General features: G+C 36.7%; 13 protein-coding genes. 2 read left to right on the top strand and 11 right to left on the bottom strand.

Annotated features, from left to right (window positions below; all coding sequences use genetic code 11):
- Nucleotides 1-109: 109 nt before the first annotated feature.
- The 11 genes from NZD88_RS10135 to rimP form a co-directional block, all read right to left on the bottom strand.
- A complete protein-coding gene (locus NZD88_RS10135; RefSeq protein ID WP_259829049.1) occupies nt 110-1,015 on the bottom strand; it encodes a GYDIA family GHMP kinase in 906 nt (301 codons plus the stop codon).
- Between the two features lie 10 nt (nt 1,016-1,025).
- Entirely contained in the window at nt 1,026-1,901 is an 876-nt protein-coding gene (gene fabD, locus NZD88_RS10130) for an ACP S-malonyltransferase (protein WP_259829048.1), read from the bottom strand.
- A 70-nt stretch (nt 1,902-1,971) separates the two neighbouring features.
- Nucleotides 1,972-3,912 carry a LysM peptidoglycan-binding domain-containing protein gene (locus tag NZD88_RS10125; RefSeq protein WP_259829047.1) on the bottom strand — a complete coding sequence of 647 codons (1,941 nt, stop codon included), beginning with the start codon at nt 3,910-3,912 and terminating at the stop codon, nt 1,972-1,974.
- A 38-nt stretch (nt 3,913-3,950) separates the two neighbouring features.
- Nucleotides 3,951-5,537, bottom strand: a complete 1,587-nt coding sequence (gene bshC / locus NZD88_RS10120) for a bacillithiol biosynthesis cysteine-adding enzyme BshC (RefSeq protein ID WP_259829046.1) — start codon at nt 5,535-5,537, stop codon at nt 3,951-3,953.
- A gap of 12 nt (nt 5,538-5,549) precedes the next feature.
- Nucleotides 5,550-7,487 carry a putative porin gene (locus NZD88_RS10115; RefSeq protein ID WP_259829045.1) on the bottom strand — a complete coding sequence of 646 codons (1,938 nt, stop codon included), beginning with the start codon at nt 7,485-7,487 and terminating at the stop codon, nt 5,550-5,552.
- 128 nt (nt 7,488-7,615) lie between these two features.
- Nucleotides 7,616-8,290 carry a hypothetical protein gene (locus tag NZD88_RS10110; protein ID WP_259829044.1) on the bottom strand — a complete coding sequence of 225 codons (675 nt, stop codon included), beginning with the start codon at nt 8,288-8,290 and terminating at the stop codon, nt 7,616-7,618.
- Nucleotides 8,291-8,374: 84 nt separating this feature from the next.
- Nucleotides 8,375-9,775, bottom strand: coding sequence for a RagB/SusD family nutrient uptake outer membrane protein (locus NZD88_RS10105; protein WP_169233960.1), 1,401 nt, complete (start codon nt 9,773-9,775; stop codon nt 8,375-8,377).
- Nucleotides 9,776-9,787: 12 nt separating this feature from the next.
- Nucleotides 9,788-12,670, bottom strand: coding sequence for a SusC/RagA family TonB-linked outer membrane protein (locus tag NZD88_RS10100; RefSeq protein ID WP_169233959.1), 2,883 nt, complete (start codon nt 12,668-12,670; stop codon nt 9,788-9,790).
- 676 nt (nt 12,671-13,346) lie between these two features.
- The gene (gene infB, locus NZD88_RS10095; protein ID WP_259829042.1) at nt 13,347-16,313 is read right to left on the bottom strand and encodes a translation initiation factor IF-2; all 2,967 of its coding nucleotides are present in this window, start codon (nt 16,311-16,313) and stop codon (nt 13,347-13,349) included.
- An 80-nt stretch (nt 16,314-16,393) separates the two neighbouring features.
- The gene (gene nusA / locus NZD88_RS10090; RefSeq protein ID WP_169233953.1) at nt 16,394-17,629 is read right to left on the bottom strand and encodes a transcription termination factor NusA; all 1,236 of its coding nucleotides are present in this window, start codon (nt 17,627-17,629) and stop codon (nt 16,394-16,396) included.
- Nucleotides 17,630-17,644: 15 nt separating this feature from the next.
- Nucleotides 17,645-18,112, bottom strand: a complete 468-nt coding sequence (rimP, locus tag NZD88_RS10085) for a ribosome assembly cofactor RimP (RefSeq protein WP_259829041.1) — start codon at nt 18,110-18,112, stop codon at nt 17,645-17,647.
- 217 nt (nt 18,113-18,329) lie between these two features.
- Between rimP and NZD88_RS10080 the strand changes: the two genes are divergently transcribed.
- Entirely contained in the window at nt 18,330-19,646 is a 1,317-nt protein-coding gene (locus NZD88_RS10080) for a UDP-glucose dehydrogenase family protein (RefSeq protein WP_259829040.1), read from the top strand.
- On the top strand, nt 19,647-20,726 hold the full coding sequence (gene rfbB / locus NZD88_RS10075) for a dTDP-glucose 4,6-dehydratase (protein WP_259829039.1): 1,080 nt from the start codon (nt 19,647-19,649) through the stop codon (nt 20,724-20,726).
- Nucleotide 20,727: the final 1 nt, after the last annotated feature.

The following is a 20,727-nucleotide window of genomic DNA, read 5'->3' as shown; positions in this document are numbered from 1 at the left end:
TTCTTTATTGGGTTCAACAAAATTAATATTAATTATTTGTTAAAGGTGGTTTAAATATAATGATATAAGTCAGAATGACAAATAAAAAAAAAGGATTGTAAATTATTGATTATAAATTAATTATATCAGACCATTGAAAAACGGCATTAAAACCTTTTCCCCAAAAATAGTCCTTATAGCCATCAAATTTAGCACTCATCACAAAATCTCCGCCCCAGGCTCCCAAACTTTTGACAAAAACAGGACAGTCTGTGAAAAACTTCTCTTTAACTGTGGGAATTTCAAGGAATTTTGAAATTTTCTGCTCATGAATCATCATCAGTTCAGAAAAATTTTCCAATTCGCTGCATAACAAAACTTTCTTTGTGATATCCGAAAATTCGTCAACGAGTATTTGGGACTTCGGTTTCGACTTGTAAAAATTGATTCCTTCCCTGCTGTCCTGCTTCTGATTTAAATGAATAAATATAAGCTCATTTTTGAACACAGGATTGAAATCTGTCTTTTCATAGCTGATCTCTGGTTTGCTTCGAAAAAGAATCGCAGATTTCTCTTTGGCAACGGCGATATCATAACCACTTCCCCCCAAACTGATGCTGTTGAGGTGAAAAGGATCGATGGCTGCCCATTCCGAAAGATTGTTCATTAAAGTAGAACTGCTTCCGAGTCCGTAATCAGAAGGAAACTGAAGGTTGGTCTTCAGATGATAGGTAAAATTATTTTTGAATTTAATTTGAGAAAGCTGCTGAACATTTTTTAAGGTTTTAAGAATAAATTCAGCGCCTGAAGGAATATTGGTCTCTAAGACCTGCCAGTTTTGATAGTCAATGACAGCCTCGAGCCAAAGTTTGTTCTGATGATAAGCTTTCCAAAAGATCAGGGATTTTTCGTCATCATTTTCTTCAAAGAAAAACTCTTGTCCAAGCTTGGTAGGTACCGCCAGGACAAGAGCTCCGTCTATCGCGAAATATTCTGAAGTAAGCATAAGCTTTCCCGGTGAAAATATTCCGCTCATATTTTTTTAATTAGATTGCTGAAGCTACATCTACAGAACCGTCAATTTTCTTGATCAGTCCCTGAAGCGTTTTTCCAGGACCTACTTCTACAAAGTTGGATGCTCCGTCTTTGATCATGTTCTGAACAGACTGCGTCCACTTTACAGGACCTGTAAGCTGAGCGATCAGATTTTGTTTGATCTCTTCAGGATTGGTCACTGCTGTCGTTGTGATATTCTGGTATACAGGAATCGTTGCTTTTCTGAATTTTGTTTTTTCGATGGCTGCTGCCAGTCTTTCTTGTGCCGGCTGCATCAACGGTGAATGGAACGCTCCGTTTACCGGAAGTAATAACGCTCTTTTAGCACCTGCCTCTTTAAGTTTTATACAAGCTTCTTCTACTGCAGAAGTTTCCCCTGAAATAACCAATTGACCGGGGCAGTTGTAGTTAGCTGGCACTACAATACCGCTGATCTGTGCACAGATCTCTTCAACTTTAGCGTCTTCAAGACCTAAAATTGCAGCCATAGAGCTTGGATTGGCATTGCAGGCTTCCTGCATTGCTTTTGCTCTTTCAGAAACCAATTTCAGACCGTCGTCAAAAGATAAAACACCATTGGCAACTAAAGCTGAAAATTCGCCTAAAGAATGTCCTGCAACCATTTCGGCTCCAAGACCATTAATTGCTTTTAGGGCTGCTACTGAATGTATAAAGATAGAAGGTTGGGTAACCTCTGTTTTCTTAAGGTCTTCATCTGTACCGTTGAACATCAACGTAAGAATATCGAAACCTAAAATTTCATTGGCAGATTCCATTAAGTCCTTAATGTCTTTTCTAGAATCGTACAATTCTTTTCCCATTCCTACGAACTGAGAACCCTGCCCAGGAAATACAAGTGCTTTCATGTAATGAATTAAATATTATGCAAATATAAAGATAATGTTAAAAATATTCCTTTAAAAAGGCATAAATCGATTAAGGAACTAATCTAATCACGCGGTAACCCGTATTTACATACGCTCCGTTTGCTTTAGATTTTACAAACTCAAACTTTGTAGCAAGCTGAGTCTGAACTTTATTCATCTGCTTAAAGATCTCTCCTTTTTTATTTTCTCTCGTCAGCATGTCATTAACAACGTCGAAACCAACGATTGCATATTTTGGAGGGGTCTTGCAGTACTTACTTTTATAGGCCGCCAGGATCTCTTTTTCAAAATTCCCATCTGCATTGATCTTTCTGTCCATAAGATAGACAAGGCTCGCCTGGCTCAGGTCATCTACTTTTTTCTCAAAAACAGGAGAATAGTACATGCTGAAACCTTTAACCCCCTGCACTTCTTTCGACAGAGCGATGATTTTATTTGCAAATGCTTCTCCGGCAGCATCATTATCACTGGCCAATATAGCAATAACAGGAGCAGATTGTCCTGTCATCATATTCTGGTCCAGCTGGATTTCAGCAGGTGAATTTACAATGATTATATTTGGATTTTTAACTGCTTTTTCGAGACCTCCTTTAATATAGTTGGCAATATCTTTTTTGCTGTCTGCTACTACATATATTTTCTGATCTGAATATACCGCTCTTACTTCTTCTACGATTTTATCGGCATAGGTCTGGTCATTGGTTTCAACAATAATCAGGTTGCTGTAATTGTACAGTTCCGGAGAGTTCGCAAATGGTGCCACCACCGGGATTTTCTGATTTTTTGTAAAATCAAGAACGTCAATTACGTTTGATTTGAAGAATGGGCCAATGATTAGATCTGTATTATCCGGATTGATCTGAGCCATTGAATTTTTAAATGAAGCTTCGTTTCCAGAATCTACAATTTTGATATCAAGCTTCTGTCCGCCTCTCGCGTTTCTTTCGATAGCAAGCTTAGCTCCGGTAAGGAAGTCTAATGCCATTCCTCTGTACTGAGTTTCGTTGGTACTATATCCGAAAGGAAGCATTAAAACAACGCTCAATGCATCTCCGTTTTTCTTCACATAAGCCGGATCCTGCTTTTTAATCTTCAGGACCATTCCGGTTTTCAGTCCGTTTGAAAGATCGGGATTCAAAGCGATTAATTCATCGATTGAAACTCCGAATTTATTAACAATGGAGAAGACTGTGTCTCCCTGCTGAACGGTATAGGTTACGTAATCATCAGCTGATATAGCAGTATTTGCAGCAGCGGCAGATTTTTCGCTTCCGGAATCTATTTTTGTTTTCGGATTCACCGGCTCAGAAACTGAAGCGGTATCCGTTTTTATTTTTTTTATTTTGATGGTTTCACCTGGCTTCAGCCCTTTTTCTTCCAATCCAGGATTTAAGGCATAAAGCTCCTGCTGGCTGATTCCAAATTGTTTTGTAATTCTGTAATAATTATCTTTTGCCTGGATCACATAAGATTCTCCTTCTGTTGTTACCGGCACCGATGTTTCAACCTGAGTTTCCACCTGCTTAGGAGTTACAGCTACTACAGGAGCCGTCTGCTGTTCACTCCCATATTTTTTAATGCTGTCCAGCGGCAAAGTGATTTCATCCCCTATTTTCATATGGGAATCAAGTTCAGGGTTTAGTTTTCTGAGATCTGCTTCAGAAATACGGTATTGTTTTGTAATTCCGTAAACGGTCTGTTTAGGCTGAAGAATAATTTTTCCGACCTGAGCATTTGATTTTGCTTTTTCAGCAACTGCAGGTTTGGAAACCGGAGCGGTATGCTTCTCAGCTTTCACCGTTACAACATCTCCTATTGCCAGCTTACCGTCTTTGAATTTTGGATTCAGCTTTAACAATTCATCTACAGTTATCCCGTATTTTTTTGCAATATTGTAAGGATTATCTCCTTTTACAACGGTGTGTGAGTTTTGGGCAGATACCCCCAAAACCATACATAAACTGGACAAAATAAAAAACCTCTTTATCATACTCGATAATTATAATTTACAAAAATACTTCTTTAAAATTAAATGGCAACAATTATTAATTTGGATTCTTGAACCACCATTTCTTCCCAACAATTTTCAAGCCATGAATAACCATAGTCTGAAAAGAACACACTAAAGTTATACACCCGTTCCTGCCAGGTTTTTGAAGGATGGACATCTAAAAACAGATTTTCCAGCCTTTCGAGCAGCTCGCTCTGTTTTATTTTTTCTGCATGAAGCAAACGTTTTTTCATTCTCGTGAATGATTTCAGCTGTCTTACTTCTTCTGCTTTTACCATATTCCCGAAAGAACGTTCTGTGGTTTCTGCTATAGCTTTCAATTCAGAGAAGCTTTTCTCCAAAAGTATTTCTTTTTCTTCAAGCAATGATAATACGCTGCTGTCTTTTAAAATTTTCTGGTTGGTAATGGCCGTGAAGCTTCCAAAGAAGTCTTCTATATTCAAATCAAGTTTTTCAATTTTCCCAACAGTTTTTTCTTTAATGAAAAGCATAGAATTCCTTGGGATCAAAACAGGAAAAGGGATCTGGACTGCGGTAAAATAATCTTTAAGTTCCAGCCAGTACATAATTTCCGCATTCCCTCCAATGTACGCCAAATTAGGAAGTACTTTTTCCTGATAAACGGGACGCATTAAGGCATTGGGACTGAATCTTTCGGGATAATTTTCCAGCTCCTGAAGTATTTCTTCCTTGGTAAATCTCTTATGGGTATCTACTACATTATATTTTTCACCATCAAAGTCTATTCTGTCTCTGGTTTCAGAAAGATAGAAAAGATTGATCTCCCGCGGATTCACCTGGACTTTTCCATATTTCTCCGTCAGAAAATCTACTTTTTCTTTTGAGTTCTTCTGTAAACTAAAATTCAACAATTCGTCTTTGAAGATCTCTCTGACCTGTTCTTTAAGCTCTTTGGAATCACCATCCATGATCAATAGCCCGAATTCAGAGAAAAGGCGGTTCACTAAGGTTTTAATAGCTTCCGTCAACGTATTTCCTACTTTATAAGCTTCTTTCATCATCAGAATCAGTTCTGTCCCGAATACGGAATCTTTAAATTCTTTTTCAAATTCTGAAATAAAGAAAGTATCACTGACCTCGATTCTGCCTACAGGACCCCCTGACTTTTCATTGATCTCATAATAATTATTTTCAGTCTTAAAATGATTAATCTCTGCAAAATCATGATCCTCTGAAGCCATCCAGTACACGGGAACAAAATTAAAATCCGGAAAATTCTCCTTCAGATAGGTGCAGGTTTTAATGGTCTGTAAAATTTTATAGACAAAGAAAACAGGCCCTGAGAAAAGATTCAGCTGATGTCCGGTGGTAATGGTAAATGTATTCGGCTGCTTCAGGTTTTCCAGATTTTCTTTCTGCTTTGATGAAAGCATAAGACCTGAAAGCTGCTTTTCCAGTACATCAGATAAGATCTGTCTCTGATCTGATGTAAAAGCATTTTGTTTGAGATGGATCTGATCTTTAAAGTGATCTAAAGAAAAGGTATTGTTTTCAAAGCCCTCAATTTTTTGGTTTAAAAAATCTTTTACCAATTGAGGAATGCTTTGTATATCGTTAAATGAAATTTTATTTATTGTTTTCAACTTGTTTAGCTTTTAGTTGAACAAATACCACACAATTCCTATGTTTAATCTAAAATCATACACCGGATAATGTGGAAATGCGTAGGCTTTGTTGTTGGAGATAAAGGTTCCTATCTGCTGTCCTTCTACGTAGAAGAACATTTTTTTCACCTTCATATTGATATAAAGATCGGCAATAGGCTGTCCTCCGATAGAGAAGGAATCTGCCCTAGGCAAAATATATTCGTTGAGAATCGGGAAGTAATCTCTGGATGCAAATTTTGAGAAATAGTAAATCTTTACACCCATTTGAACTTCTGCAGCGTTTTTAAAGGCCATACTTTGGAAGAAGAAATTGGCTCTTCCGATGAAACTTGGCATTGGAAGAAGTTCTTTATTCGTGAGTGCATTCTGGAAGTGAAGTCTTGTATTAAGATGGAATTTCCCGAAACTGAACGTAGCATCTCCCCCGATCTGAGAAATATTCAGCGAGCTGCTGCTCTGTTGCGGTGCTCCGTCTGCATTGAAGTAGGTATAGTTATCGATTCTGAAATAATTGGCGAAAATTTCGGTCTTGAACCATTTTAGATTAACACTTCCTCCGATCTCCGTTACCGTTTGGTTTTTAGCATCTTCCAGATAATAATTGTATTTGTTATAAACGGAAGTATTTAAAAGGTAATTAAATGATGGATAAGCACTTTGGAAGTTTACTTTTGCATTAACGAAATAATCTTTTATAGGTTCGAACTTGACATTGTTGGTGGTTCTAAGATAGCTTCCAAACTGACTTCCATTTGAAAATTCAAGGAATGATTTTAACTGAAACTTGTCCCAAAGTTTTATCTGAAGATTTCCAACGGCTCCAATTCTGTTTTCTTTAAATTCACCGGGAAGAGCCACTCCGTTAACCGTAGCGATATCTCTCACACCAAATTTCAGCATCTGATAACGTACTCCCCCATCAAGCTTGAATTTCTCATTGTTAAAGACAAGACTTACTGTATTGCTGAAGTTATCAGAATATTTTTTTGTGGTAAGTGGGAAACCATTCGTTAATTCTGAAACGTTATCATACCAGTAAGATTCCGCCCCACTCTGATTATAAAAATATTTATTCCCCTGATGAGATAGGGTATGTCTTATGCTAAAAGGAAACTTTTGTGAATTGAACGGTGTAAACTGATGGGTCAGATAATATCTTCTGTAAGAATACTGAGAACTCGATGAAGCCAGATTAACCTGGGCATTTTGCCTGTTTTTATAATTGCTGTCACCGTTCTGAAAAAGATCATCTTCTGTGATCCCTCCACTTTCCTGATTGTTTACATTCTGGTGAAGGTAGTGGGTAAAGAGTTCATAATTTCCACTCTTGGAAACATAGTGCCCTGAAAATAGAGTATTGTTATTGGATGCCAATGAATTTCTGTAGAACCCCTGGGAACGCAGTCCCATATATTCAAGGGCGAAATTGAATCTTTTCCCGATATTCTGTGTATAGGTAGATTTCAGTGCAGCCCCATTCTTCATGGCTGTATGATAGATAAAAGTGGCCGTAGGAGTTTTTACGTCATAATACTTTACATCGTCTGCAGCAATGATCATATAGGCTTTGTTGGAAGGTAATAAAGAAAGATTCTGTTCGGGATTTACTTCGTAAACCAGTGGATTGAATCCTGCCCCTATATTTGCAACCTGGGCTTTTCCAAAGTTGTCTGTATTGTTATATTGCGAAAAAATGTGAGTTTTCTCAAACGTCATCACGGTATCAAAAATCTTCTTTTCAGAAAACTGAGTCTGATACAGATAGTCATTGATAGTAGGTTTGAAAATTTTCAGGGAATCTTTTTTACCAGTATCTATGACAAGGGTATCTTCTTCTTTCTGTGTATTTTTAATGTCTGTTTTATTAACGACCTGAGCCTTCGAGACAAAACCGAAGAAGATGATTATAAAAAGGATGTACTTCATGCGTTTATTTATATTGTTCAAAAATGACAAGGAACCTAAAAGATTTCATTGTTCATTTTTGTACAGCAAAAATAAGAAATAAAAGGAAATAAAAACCCCTGCAAAAAGCAAGGGTTGATATATGGTGTTTACTTGTTTATAAATTCTACCAGTTTTATCATATCTGGTTCTCTATTAAAATTGATTTTATTGGATTTCAAAAAGCTTTCCAGTTCTTTTTTATCTATTGAAAAAAGTTCTGCTGCTTCTGATATGTTTTTTGGAAATTTGGAGAATTTTTTGTCTCTGGAAATTAAATAAATATCTTTTTCCTTTGCATAGTAATCATTAGCATCCTTTGTAAATGAATTGGTACTTTTTTCGCCTTTCAACAGTTCCATCTTTTCTCTTTTGTAAAGGGAAAACTTAGGATTATCTACCAACAATACAAGATATCCTGATTTTGTTTTACCGTCATAAGTATAGGTCAATGATTCGTAAGTTTTGTTAAGCTCCGGAAACTGGATTTTAACATTATCCGCTTTATTGGCATAAAAAAGTTCTTCTCCTTTTTTAAATTCCATTTCATCTTCATAGGCATTGTAACGAAGATCCTGGACATCTTTGCTAAACCCTTTAATAATTACTTTACTGAACTTATCTCCGGTAGTATAAGGGCTACCATCTATGACATATTCTTTAGTTGTAGGCCTGTTTGCCCGCATAAAGATATTTTCTGTAGAGTATGATACATTTTCACTACCGGCCTGAGCCTCTACTACGGAAATTGTGAAACCAAATAAAATTAAAAGCACCTTTTTCATAGCAACATTTTTAACAAAAGTAACAAAATAAAAGCCACTTCTTTATGAAGTGGCTGATATATTTAATAATTATCTAAATAATTATTAGTTGTCATACCCTGGATTTGATTTAACCGGTGTTCCTGCTAAGTCAGTTTCCTGTCTTGGGATAGGGAATGCATTAAGATCAACATTAGTACTTGCTCCAGTTGGTCTAGGAACAGCCGTACCCCATCTTCTTAAGTCCCATTGTCTGATACCTTCTCCTAGAAGCTCTTTCATTCTCTCTAACTTCAGTTTTGTCATATCAACAGATACTGCCGCTGCCAAACCTCTATTTGTAAGGATCTGATTATAATAAGTAAGAGCTTTGGCTGGATCTCCACCATTTAATTCCGCTTCAACACCATTTAATAAAATCTCCTCATAACGAAGCATTTTAATGTTATCAGCACCTACTCCCTGTGTATATTTTCCAATACCATTAGCATTAGAACTAAATGATAGGAATCTTTGTCCTCCACTTAGTGTAATAAATGTTCTTCTTATATCATTTGCATCATAAGCGGCCTGAGTACTTGCATTTACAACAAGGTTTGCATAACCATTCGGGTTAAGTCTCTGTCTGTAAGATCCTGTAGATAAAGATGAATTGATTCCTACTGCTAATTCAAAAATAGAGTTAGGAGCAGCACCGTTCATCGTAAATCTAAAAGTTTCCTGTAATAAAGCAGCAGAGGCTACAGAATATTTATTGAAAATATCATTAGTAAGTGATCTTACTTTTGCATAATCTCCTTTATAAAGGTAGAATCTTGACATTAATCCTTTTACAGAATACACTGTCAATTCGGTTTTATTAGTACTAAGAGCATTTCCATTAGCAGTCATTAGTTCGATCGCCTTTGTAAAGTCGGCATCAATCTGCGCTTCTGTCTGTGCAATAGTCGCTCTAGGCATACGAGCTGTAGGATCATATTTCAAAGGTAAAACTATACCTAAAGACTCACCTCCAGAAATATACTTTTGTCCATATAATCTTAAACCATCAAAAAAACCAATCGCTCTCAATGCATAAGCCTGACCTTGAGCATATCTTGAATTTTTTCTATCAGTGTCTGTTCCTTGTATGGTAGCCATATCAGTATTGATAACAACATTTGCTTTAGCAACCAACTCGTAAATTCTATTATATGTATTTACTGCGTATGGATCATTAGAAAGCATTGTATAGTTCATAACGTTTTGATAATAACCCCCTGAAAGATTACTGATCATCTCATCTGATCTCACTTCTCCATATGCTAAAAAGTCTGCACCATAATATTCTGTGTTACGCATCGTTGCATAACCTCCCCTTACAAATGCCTGAACTTCATTGTCAGTTTTTAGAGGAGCCTGCTGTACATCCTGATAAAACTCTCTCTCTACAAAGTCCTCGGAACAAGATATGCTGGTAACAGCAACTCCGATTGACAACAATCCTATTTTTATTATTTTATTCATTTTTTCTTTTTTTTAGAAGCTAATATTAACACCAAATAGATAAGACTTTAATATTGGTAAACTTAAGTTAGTATACCCTGAAATGTTAGTCTCTGGATCAAATTTCAATCTATCATCAAACCTGTGAGTCCAAGCATTATTAGCCATTACATAAACCTGTAAAGAATTAAGACCTGAGCCTTTTAAGAAATCACCTGTAAATGTGTAACCAAACCTTGCATTGCTCAATCTGATATAGTCTGCATCATACAAGAATCTTGTAGAAGCTCTGTTAGAAAGCTTGTTACCTCCAGCCATTGGCTTAGGATTAGATGCCCCTGTATTTTGAGGCGTCCAATAATCTCCCATAACGTCTCCGTATCCAGGATAATTTAAAGAATATTGTCCATCACTGTAGGTATAAGATGCCCAGTCATCATAGATCTTACCTCCAAATCCATAAGTAAACTGAAGATCTAAAGCAAAGCCTTTGTATGAAATACTAGTATTAGCTCCACCAAATACTTTAGCTAAGAATGACCCTTGTACAGCTTGTTGTGCTTTGTTATAATCATTGGTAGTTTCACCATCAACTCCATTAAGATACCATAATGGATCTCCGTTAGATGAATCTACACCGGCCCATTTTCTAAGGTAGAAAGTACGAGCTCCCTCTCCTACTCTAAGTGTTGTAGTTCCTGTGTTAACAGTCCCTCCGTATAACTCTGTAACCTCATTTTTAAGAGTAGACAAGTTGGCACCAATAGACCAATTCACTTGATTTCTATCTCCTTTAAAGATATCAGCATTTACATTGAATTCAAAACCTTGGTTAACAAGAGTTCCAACATTATCAAGCATTACACCGTATCTTATAGTTCCGTTATCATTAAGAATTCCACCTTGGGATGGAGATAATGGAACGTTATAAATAAGATCATTAGTTTTCTTATTATAGTATTCAGCTGTAACGGTGATTCTGTTTCTTAGGAACCCTAGATCTAATCCAACGTTGAATGGATTGACAGTTTCCCATGATAAGTTAGGATTATAGATGTTATAATATCTAGCTCCAGCATAATCATTGTAGTTGATATCATATGCATATAATGCATATGGGTTAGCTGTAACCTGGTTACCTAATTTACCGTAAGATGCTCTGAACTTTGCCATAGAAATAGAGTTCATATCTTTAACAAAATCCAATCTCGCTAAATCAAAACCAGCTCCAACAGACCAGAAATTTCCAGCCTTACTTCCAGGTGTAAATTGAGAAAGAACGTCTCTACGGTAAGAAGCATCTAATAAGATTAATTTGTCATAGTCATAATGTCCTGTCGCTGCATATCCATATCTTGATGTAACTGTTTGAGTTCCATCATAACCATAAGGAACTACAAAATTCCTTAAAGTTTCAAGCTCTGGTGTACCCACTGTAATACCTGTAGCCATTAAGAATCTTCTATTAGTCTTATAAGCTTCCTGAATTAATGATGCCCCAATATTATGTTTTCCAAATTTCTGAGAATAATCTAGGATATTTTGTACGTTAAAATTAAAATATCTGTTAGCTGAAGTTCTCTGATATCCCCCATATGTATAACCGTCACCATGTAAAGGATTCCAATAGGTGTCCTCTTCAACATTTACATATTCCGGAGAAAATACAAATCTATATGTTAAATTCTTTAAGATCTTATATTCAACATTAAGGTTAGCAAAAGCTCTAAATGTTCCAGCTTGGATATAGTTATTGTCTAACAAATATCCTGGATTAAATTGGTTATTACTTAATCTGCTATTTGCAGGATTTCCTAAATACCAAGAACCATCAGCATTTCTTGCCGGATCGGTTGGCCTGTTGAAATACTGTGCTAACATTGGATTAGAGAATGCACCTCCATCACTTAAAGTTCTTGTCTTACTATGTGAAATTTGGAAATCTGTACTAACTTTTAGTTTATCTGTTGCCTGATAACTTAATTTTGTTGTATAAGATAATCTTTTGAAGAAAGAGTTTCTAATGATACTATTCTGGTCAAACATATTAGCCGCTGCGTAATACGTAAATTTGTCATTACCACCTGACATACTGAAATCAGCATTCTGTTGGTACCCATCCTTTCTGACAATATCTAACCAGTTTGTATCATATGGAGAAGACATAATACTCATTACTTGTGCATTTGAAGAAGCTGAGATCAGTCCATTTAATGATCCACCCGCCATCTGCTCAATAGAATAATTTGAATTCAATGAATTATTATACATATCCCTTAGATAAGTTTTATACTCACCTGCGGAATAGTTTCTTGCCATATCAACAGCCTGCTGGTTAAAACCACTGTTAAATGATAAATTAAATCTTGGCTTTCCTTTCTTACCAGATTTAGTGGTAATTACAATTACCCCCGCACCTGCATCTGCACCATAAACAGCCGTAGAAACAGCGTCCTTCAATACAGTAATACTTTCAACATCATCAGGACTTAAGTTAGCAAGGATGTTTGTAAGTGAAGATGTTCCATTAGCAGTTCCTAAACTTCCGTTTGCAACTCTAACACCATCAACAATGTAAATTGGAGACGTTACTCCATTAATAGAAGATATACCTCTTACTCTTACATTGGCAAAACCTCCTGGCTGACCAGACGCGCTACCCGTCTGAACTCCCGTAACTCTACCTTGCAACATTTTATCAACAGAAGCAACAGGAAGGTCTTCAATAGACTTTGCAGTCATAGTACTTGCTGACCCTGTAATTTCCTGCACAGTCTTCTTCTGCCCGAATCCAACCATTACTACCTCTTCAATCTGCGTAGTAGATGCTGTGTCCTTTTTAGTTTTTTGCGCAAAAGCAACCTGCCCCAAAAAGAACAGTGCTCCAGCACTCAATACACGTAGTTTAACATTCATATTAACAAATTTTAATATATTTAATTGGCAAATATGTTAATAAATATTAACACTCACAAATATCAGGCGTATGTAGGCCTGGGCTTTCTTTTATATATTGTTTTTAACTATTCTGTGAAATAACTTAGATTAAACGATAATATCCAGCATTATTTGTATAAATATTTTTTTTTCACGCATGTCATTTTTTTTAACAAATTATTACTAGTGCATAAAATATTATTTAGAACCAATATAAATTATATTTAAATATTAATAATTTCAAAAACCACTCTATAAAAAAGTGGTTTTCATGCATTTAGTTAAAAACTGTTCTTTTCTCTTCTTTTTGTTATCTCGTCTTTTATAACCATCGGATTATTTAATTTGGATGGTATAATATTATTTAGAGCAAATCACATTCATTATTTAAGGGTTCTTTCCTAACATTTTCCTTTATAAATGACTTACCTTATCTTTTTTTGCATCATTTAAAAGATACCATCTTTAAAAACTATCCTTTTTAAAATTCATGGTGATTTCACATAAAAAAACAACACACCTCATAGAATTATTTCTTATAAATTATCAATATTTCAAATATTAAATAAAAAAACAAATAATTTATTAAATCTATATCAAAACAAAAAAAGCCACTTTATAAAAAGTGGCTTTCATATTTATATTTAAAAAACTATTATTTCAGTTTTTTCTTAACAGCTACTTGTTCGTAGACTTCAAGAATATCTCCGGTCTCAATATCGTTGTACCCTTTCAGGTTCAGACCACATTCGTAACCTTTGGTTACTTCTCTTACGTCGTCTTTGAAACGCTTCAAGCTTTCTAGTTCTCCGTCAAATTTAACGATACCGTCTCTAAGTACTCTTACTTTCGAGCTTCTCGTTACTTTTCCTGAAAGAACCATACATCCTGCAATTGTTCCTACTTTAGAGATTTTGAATACTTCTCTGATCTCAACATTACCCATCACCTGTTCTTTGATCTCAGGAGAAAGCATGCCTTCCATAGCTTCTTTAACCTCATCAATAGCAGCATAAATTACTGAATATGTTCTGATCTCGATCTCTTCTTTATCCGCTAATTCTTTAGCATTAGCACCCGCTCTTACGTTAAATCCAATGATAATCGCATCAGAAGCTGTAGCTAAGTTAACATCAGATTCGGTAATCTGTCCAACTCCTTTATGTAGGATATTCACATTGATCTCTGCTGTAGATAATCTCTGTAATTGATCAGATAATGCTTCTACGGAACCATCTACGTCACCTTTCAGGATAATATTCAATTCCTTGAACTCACCTAATGCGATTCTTCTTCCAAGTTCTTCAAGCGTAGTATGCTTTTTAGTTCTTATTGACAGTTCCCTCTGTAGTTGTTCTCTCTTATTAGCAATGGTTTTAGCTTCACTTTCGTCTGCATATACCTTAAACTTATCACCAGCTGTCGGTGCCCCATCTAAACCTAAGATGGTAACAGGAATTGACGGACCAGCTTCTTTAAGGTTTCTACCTCTTTCATCAAGCATTGCTTTTACTTTACCGTGGTTTTTACCAGCGACTACGTAATCACCAACCTTTAAGGTACCGGCCTGTACTAACATTGTAGCAACATATCCTCTACCTTTATCTAATGAAGCTTCAATAACAACACCTTGAGCTGCTCTATCCGGATTAGCTTTCAGATCAAGCATTTCTGCCTGAAGTAATACTTTCTCCAATAGGACGTCCATATTGTTACCAAACTTCGCAGAAATTTCCTGTGCCTGAACATTTCCTCCCCATTCTTCCACTAAGATGTTCATTCCAGAAAGCTGCTGACGGATATTATCAGGATTAGCACTTGGTCTGTCCACTTTGTTCAATGCAATGATCATTGGTACTCCTGCTGCCTGTGCGTGAGAAATTGCTTCTCTCGTTTGTGGCATCACATCATCATCAGCTGCAATTACAATAATTGCAATATCGGTGATCTGAGCACCTCTGGCTCTCATCGCGGTAAACGCTTCGTGACCCGGTGTATCTAAGAATGTAATTCTCTGTCCGTTTTCTAATTTTACGTTGTATGCTCCAATGTGTTGTGTAATACCTCCTGATTCACCAGCAATAACATTTGTTTTTCTGATGTAGTCAAGTAGAGACGTTTTACCGTGGTCAACGTGCCCCATTACCGTTACAATTGGTGCTCTAGAGGAAAGATCCTCTTCAGTATCCATATCTTCTTCAGATTCTACCTCTTCCAGATCAGCATCTGAGAATTCAATTTTAAATCCAAATTCATCGGCAACCAATAATAAGGTATCTGCTTCAAGTCTTTGGTTCATGGTTACCATTACTCCTAGTGAGAAACAAGCAGAAATAACTTCTGTAGGAGAAACGTTCATTAAACTAGCCAGTTCACCTACTGTGATGAATTCAGTTACCTTTAATGTTCTGTCCTGAGCGTCAATCTCTTGCTGACGTTCGTCCTGTTCTCTACGGTATGTTCTCTTGTCTTTTCTGTGTTTTGCAGATTTAGACTTACCTCCTTTGTTGGTAAGTTTTTCAAGGGTTTCCTTGATCTGGTTTTTAACCTGCTCGTCAGTAAGCTCAACAGGCATCGTTCTTTGTCCCGGTCTGTTGTTAGTATTGTTTCCTCCTGGACCTTTTTTGAATCCTCCTCCTTGACCCGGCGGACGATTTCCCTGGTTGTTTCCAAAACGGTTACCTCCTGGACCTCCCTGTCCTGGTGGACGGTTTCCTCCCGGACCTCCTGGACCTGGTGGACGATTACCTCCTGGGCCTCCCTGACCTTGCGGACGGTTTTGACCTCCTTGGTTATTGTTATTGTTTCCAGAGTTTTGATTATTCCCTTGGCCCGGTTGGTTTGGACCGCCTGGTTTTTCAATTCTCTTTCTTTTCTTTTTAGCGCCTGAACCAGGTTTTGGTGCAAATTGCGTTAAGTCTATCTTTTCCCCTACGATCTTAGGACCGTCAAGTTTCTGATAAACAGTTTCTATTTTCTGAGATTCAGGCTCAGCTGGTTTTTGAGGCTCTGCCTTCGTTTCAGCAACAGGTTCTGGCTGTTTTGGAGTTTCTTTCACAGGTTCTGCCGGTTTTTCCTCTTCTTTTTTCTCCTCCATTTTGGGTTTATCTTTTTTTACAGGTCTATTTCTAGATTCTATTTGGGACAGATCAATTTTGTCCAGAACTTTGAATTCCTGTTTTTCAGGAGTTGCTTTAACTTCCGGTTCAGCCACAACTTCTTCTTTCTTCTCTTCAACCGGTGCTGCTACGGGTACAGGCGCTTGTACTGGTGCCGCAGGCGCAGGTGCTTCTTCAACTTCAGGTGCTTTAGATTCAAGATCTATTTTACCTAAAATCTTAGTTTCTGGTTTATTTGCTTTAGCTCTTATTACTTCAGGGGTTTTCTTTTCTTCAATTTCCAGTTTTTCTTCCGGAACTTTTGTGATTACCACCTCATGGGAAGCTTTTCGTTGTTCACCGTCTTTGGCAAACTCAGCCTCCAATGCAGAATATGCCGCTTCTTCTAATTGAGCGTTAGGATTGTTTTCAACCTCGAAATCTTTTGACTGTAAAAACTCTACCAATCTAGACATCGAAATGTTGAATTCCTTAACCGCTTTATTTAATCTTATTTTTGGCATCTATATTATTTACTATTTTTTTTTAATTCTTAAAATTAAAGTATTTCTTTTTTACTGTTTATTAAAATTTATTAAAAATCTTAATCTTCAAATTCTTCTTTTAGAATACGCTTTACATCTTCGATAGTTTCCTCTTCAAGATCTACCATATTTAAAAGACTTTCAGTATCCTTATCCAATACTGATTTCGCAGTAGTAAGACCTACTTTCTTAAATTCATCCAAAATCCACTGCTCGATATCGTCATTAAATTCTCTCAAATCAACATCGTCATCCTCGCTAGCTTCTCTAAATACATCAATTTCATATCCTGTCAACCAAGAAGCCAGTCTGATATTCTGCCCTTGTTTTCCAATTACTTTAGAAATCTCTTCAACCGGCGTATAAACTAAAGCATAGTTTGAATCCTCGTTGATATCAATTTTGTTGATGGTAACATTTCCTAAAGCTCTCTTTACCAAAATTTCAGGGTTTTTAGACCACTGAATAACATCGATGTTTTCATTTCTCAACTCTCTTACCACACCATGAATTCTTGATCCTTTCACCCCCACACAGGCACCTACAGGATCTATTCTGTCATCGTAAGCATCTACTGCGATCTTCGCCTTCTCACCAGGAATTCTCACTACTTTTTTAAGCATAATGGTTCCGTCCTGGATCTCAGGAATTTCCAGCTCTAATAATTTCTCTAGGAATTTAGGTGCAGTTCTGGAAATAATAATTTGCGGTTTTGAACCTTTAAAATCTACTGTTTCAACAATAGCTCTGATATTTTCACCCTTTTTAAAGAAGTCGGACGGAATCTGGTTTTCTTTTGGCAAAATGAATTCGTTCTCCTCATCATCCAATAAGATCACATGTTTGTGACGGATGTGGTGAATTTCTCCAATAACAATTTCCCCGATTTTATCTCTGAACTGCTCATAAAGCATTGCATTATTATGCTCCTGAAGTTTTGTCGCCAGGATCTGCTTTAAAGTAAGGATATTTCTTCTTCCCAATTGGGCCACAGGAATTTCCATCGTAAAATCTTCACCTACTTCAAAAGTAGGGTCAATCTTCTTAGCTTCAGAAAGTTCAATTTCCAGATCATCATCTTCGGACATCTCGTCCTCTACAATCGTTTTATTTAAAAATATCTGAAAATCTCCTTTATCAGGATTCACAATTACATCAAAATGATCATCTGAATCAAATCTTTTTCTCAAAAGAGTCTTCAGTGAATCTTCAATAATCGCCATAAGATCAATCTTACTGATCCCCTTTTCGTCTTTAAAATCACCAAAGGATTCAATCAACGCTATATTATCCATCTATTCTTTTTTCTTTTAAAATTTAATTACTACTAACGCCTTTTTTATCTCAGAGTAAGGAATTTCTTTTTCCTCCTCCACATCCACTTTCCCTTTTCCGATATCTTTCGGTTTTCGGTAGCGTAAAATAAGTGTGATCTTTTCATCATCCACTTTGGCCAACTCGCCTTCAATCTTGGAAGAATCATTCAGCATTACTTCAATCTCTCTTCCGAAATTTTTCTTGAACTGTCTGGGAGCCGATAGTGGCTCGCTCAATCCTGCAGACATTACCTGAAGGCTGAAGTCATGCTCTTCACGATCCATATTAAACTCTATAGCGCGGCTTGCATCTAGGCAGTCCTGAAGAGTCACCCCATTATCACCGTCTAAAATTACCGTGATATCATCTCCTGCAGAAATCTTTAGATCAACAAGAAACAAATCCTCTCTAGTCTCAAGGAATTCGTTTAATAATTCTTCAATTCTTTTTCTAAACTCCATACATTAATTATCTTGATTTACCAGTACGAAAAAAGGCTTTCTTCCGAAGCCTTTTCATTTTTTCCTGTAAATCCTCTGCAAATATACGCATTTTTTCTAAAAAAGCAAAATCTAGTTAGTTATCAACTAAATACATTAAAATTTTCATTAAGGCAAATTAAAGAAGTATGTGAAAGTATTTTTATTATTTTTGTGCTAAAATTTAAAAACATACATTTTGAATATAACAATTGTAGGAACAGGTTATGTAGGGCTGGTTACAGGTACTACCCTGGCAGAACTTGGCAATTCAGTATACTGTGTTGATATTGATGAAAAGAAAGTAGAAGGTTTGAAAAACGGTATTGTTCCCATCTATGAGCCGAACCTTGAAGAAATGTTTTTAAGAAACATTCAATCTGAAAGATTATTTTTCACAACCGACCTTAAAGAGGCTTTGGACAAAAGCGAAGTCATTTATCTGGCACTGCCAACACCCCCGGGTGAGGATGGCTCTGCAGATCTTTCATATGTCATTCAGGTAGCCAATAACATTGGAGAAATGATGACCGAATATAAGGTCATCGTTAATAAAAGCACCGTTCCGGTAGGAACCGCAGACAGAGTGAGAGAAGTAATTGCTGCTAAAACTAATATTCCATTTGATGTAGTTTCAAACCCTGAATTCTTAAGAGAGGGTTTTGCTGTGGAAGATTCCATGAATCCTTCAAGAGTTGTGGTGGGCGCAAGCTCTGAAAAAGCCAAAAATATCATGGCTCAAATTTACCAGCCATTTACCAATACAGGAATTCCGATCATCTTTATGGATGAGAAATCATCGGAACTTACAAAATACGCTGCCAATTCGTTCTTAGCTGTAAAGATCACGTTCATGAACGAGATCGCCAATTACTGCGAAAAAGTAGGAGCAGACGTTGATAAAGTAAGACTGGGAATGGGAAGTGATGACAGAATTGGCCACAGATTTCTTTTCCCGGGAATTGGATATGGCGGAAGCTGTTTTCCTAAAGATGTTAAAGCCCTTATTAAATCCGGAATACAGGAAGATTTCAATTTCCAGATTCTTGAAGCCACAGAAAGAGTCAATACGACTCAGAAAGTAATTTTGGTTTCAGAAATTGAGAAATATTTCGGAGGAAACATCAGAGGAAAGAAAATCGCGATGTGGGGACTGGCATTTAAAGCCAACACAGACGATATCCGCGAAGCATCTTCTTTGGACAACATTGCTCTTTTATTAGAAAAGGGCGCAGAAATTGCTGCGTATGATGCGGTAGCAGAAAGTAATGTACAGAAGCTTCTTGGAGACAAAATACAGTACGCGAAAGGAATGTATGATGCACTCGAAGATGCAGATGCATTGTTCATCGCTACAGAATGGCCTGAGTTTAAAAATCCTAATTTTGAGCTTATGGCCAAGAAAATGAAAAACAAAGTCATTTTTGACGGAAGAAATATGTATCCACTGGAAATCCCTGAACAAAACGGATTCCATTATAAAAGTATAGGAAGAAAGACCATAGAAAATAAATAGATGAGAAATATAATTATTACCGGAGGAGCAGGATTTATAGGCTCTCATGTCGTTAGAGAATTCGTGAAAAATAATCCGGATGCTACGATCATTAATCTAGACGCCCTTACTTATGCAGGAAATTTAGAAAACCTGAAGGACATTGAAAATGAACCTAATTATGTTTTCGAAAAAGCCGACATTACAAAACCTGAAGAACTAAGAAAGGTTTTTGAAAAATACAATCCGGACGCAATTGTCCATCTGGCAGCAGAAAGTCACGTAGACAGAAGCATTACAGATCCCATGGCTTTCATCAATACGAATGTAAACGGAACAGCCAATCTCCTTAATTTATGTAAGGAATTCTGGACAATGAATCCTGATCATACCCATGGAAGATTTCCGGACGAAAAAAGAAAAAATCTATTTTACCACGTTTCTACAGACGAAGTTTATGGAAGTCTTGGTGAAACCGGATTCTTTTTAGAAACCACTGCTTACGACCCACAGTCTCCGTATTCCGCTTCAAAAGCAGCTTCTGACCATTTGGTAAGAGCATACGGAAATACGTACGGAATGCCATTCATTGTATCTAACTGCTCAAACAACTATGGCCCGAATCACTTTCCTGAAAAACTGATCCCTCTTTGTATCTCAAATATTATTAATGAAAGACCATTGCCTATTTATGGTGACGGAAAGTATACGAGAGACTGGCTATACGTTATAGACCATGCCAGAGCTATTCATCAGATATTCAATGAAGCAAAAACCGGAGAAACTTACAATATCGGAGGTTTCAACGAATGGCAGAATATTGATCTTGTAAAAGAATTGATCAAGCAAATGGATGCGAAACTTGGAAAACCGGAAGGCTATTCTGAAAAACTGATCACATTCGTGAAAGACAGACCCGGACATGACAAACGCTATGCTATCGATGCAGACAAACTGAACAAAAATTTAGGATGGAAGCCGTCTGTGACTTTTGAGGAAGGTTTAGGAAAAACCATTGACTGGTACCTGGAAAACAAGGAATGGCTGGAGAATGTAACCAGCGGTGACTACCAGAAATATTACGAAAATCAATATAATTAAG

The organism is Chryseobacterium pyrolae, from assembly GCF_025153485.1.
Taxonomy (GTDB): domain Bacteria; phylum Bacteroidota; class Bacteroidia; order Flavobacteriales; family Weeksellaceae; genus Chryseobacterium; species Chryseobacterium antibioticum.
This window is presented reverse-complemented; position numbering and strand designations above follow the sequence as displayed.

Coding starts and splice junctions, on each gene's coding strand:
- NZD88_RS10135 (WP_259829049.1), bottom strand. CDS start 1,015: ATGAGCGGAATATTTTCACCGGGAAAGCTTATGCTTACTTCAGAATAT.
- fabD (WP_259829048.1), bottom strand. CDS start 1,901: ATGAAAGCACTTGTATTTCCTGGGCAGGGTTCTCAGTTCGTAGGAATG.
- NZD88_RS10125 (WP_259829047.1), bottom strand. CDS start 3,912: ATGATAAAGAGGTTTTTTATTTTGTCCAGTTTATGTATGGTTTTGGGG.
- NZD88_RS10115 (WP_259829045.1), bottom strand. CDS start 7,487: ATGAAGTACATCCTTTTTATAATCATCTTCTTCGGTTTTGTCTCGAAG.
- NZD88_RS10110 (WP_259829044.1), bottom strand. CDS start 8,290: ATGAAAAAGGTGCTTTTAATTTTATTTGGTTTCACAATTTCCGTAGTA.
- NZD88_RS10105 (WP_169233960.1), bottom strand. CDS start 9,775: ATGAATAAAATAATAAAAATAGGATTGTTGTCAATCGGAGTTGCTGTT.
- NZD88_RS10100 (WP_169233959.1), bottom strand. CDS start 12,670: ATGAATGTTAAACTACGTGTATTGAGTGCTGGAGCACTGTTCTTTTTG.
- infB (WP_259829042.1), bottom strand. CDS start 16,313: ATGCCAAAAATAAGATTAAATAAAGCGGTTAAGGAATTCAACATTTCG.
- nusA (WP_169233953.1), bottom strand. CDS start 17,629: ATGGATAATATAGCGTTGATTGAATCCTTTGGTGATTTTAAAGACGAA.
- rimP (WP_259829041.1), bottom strand. CDS start 18,112: ATGGAGTTTAGAAAAAGAATTGAAGAATTATTAAACGAATTCCTTGAG.
- rfbB (WP_259829039.1), top strand. CDS start 19,647: ATGAGAAATATAATTATTACCGGAGGAGCAGGATTTATAGGCTCTCAT.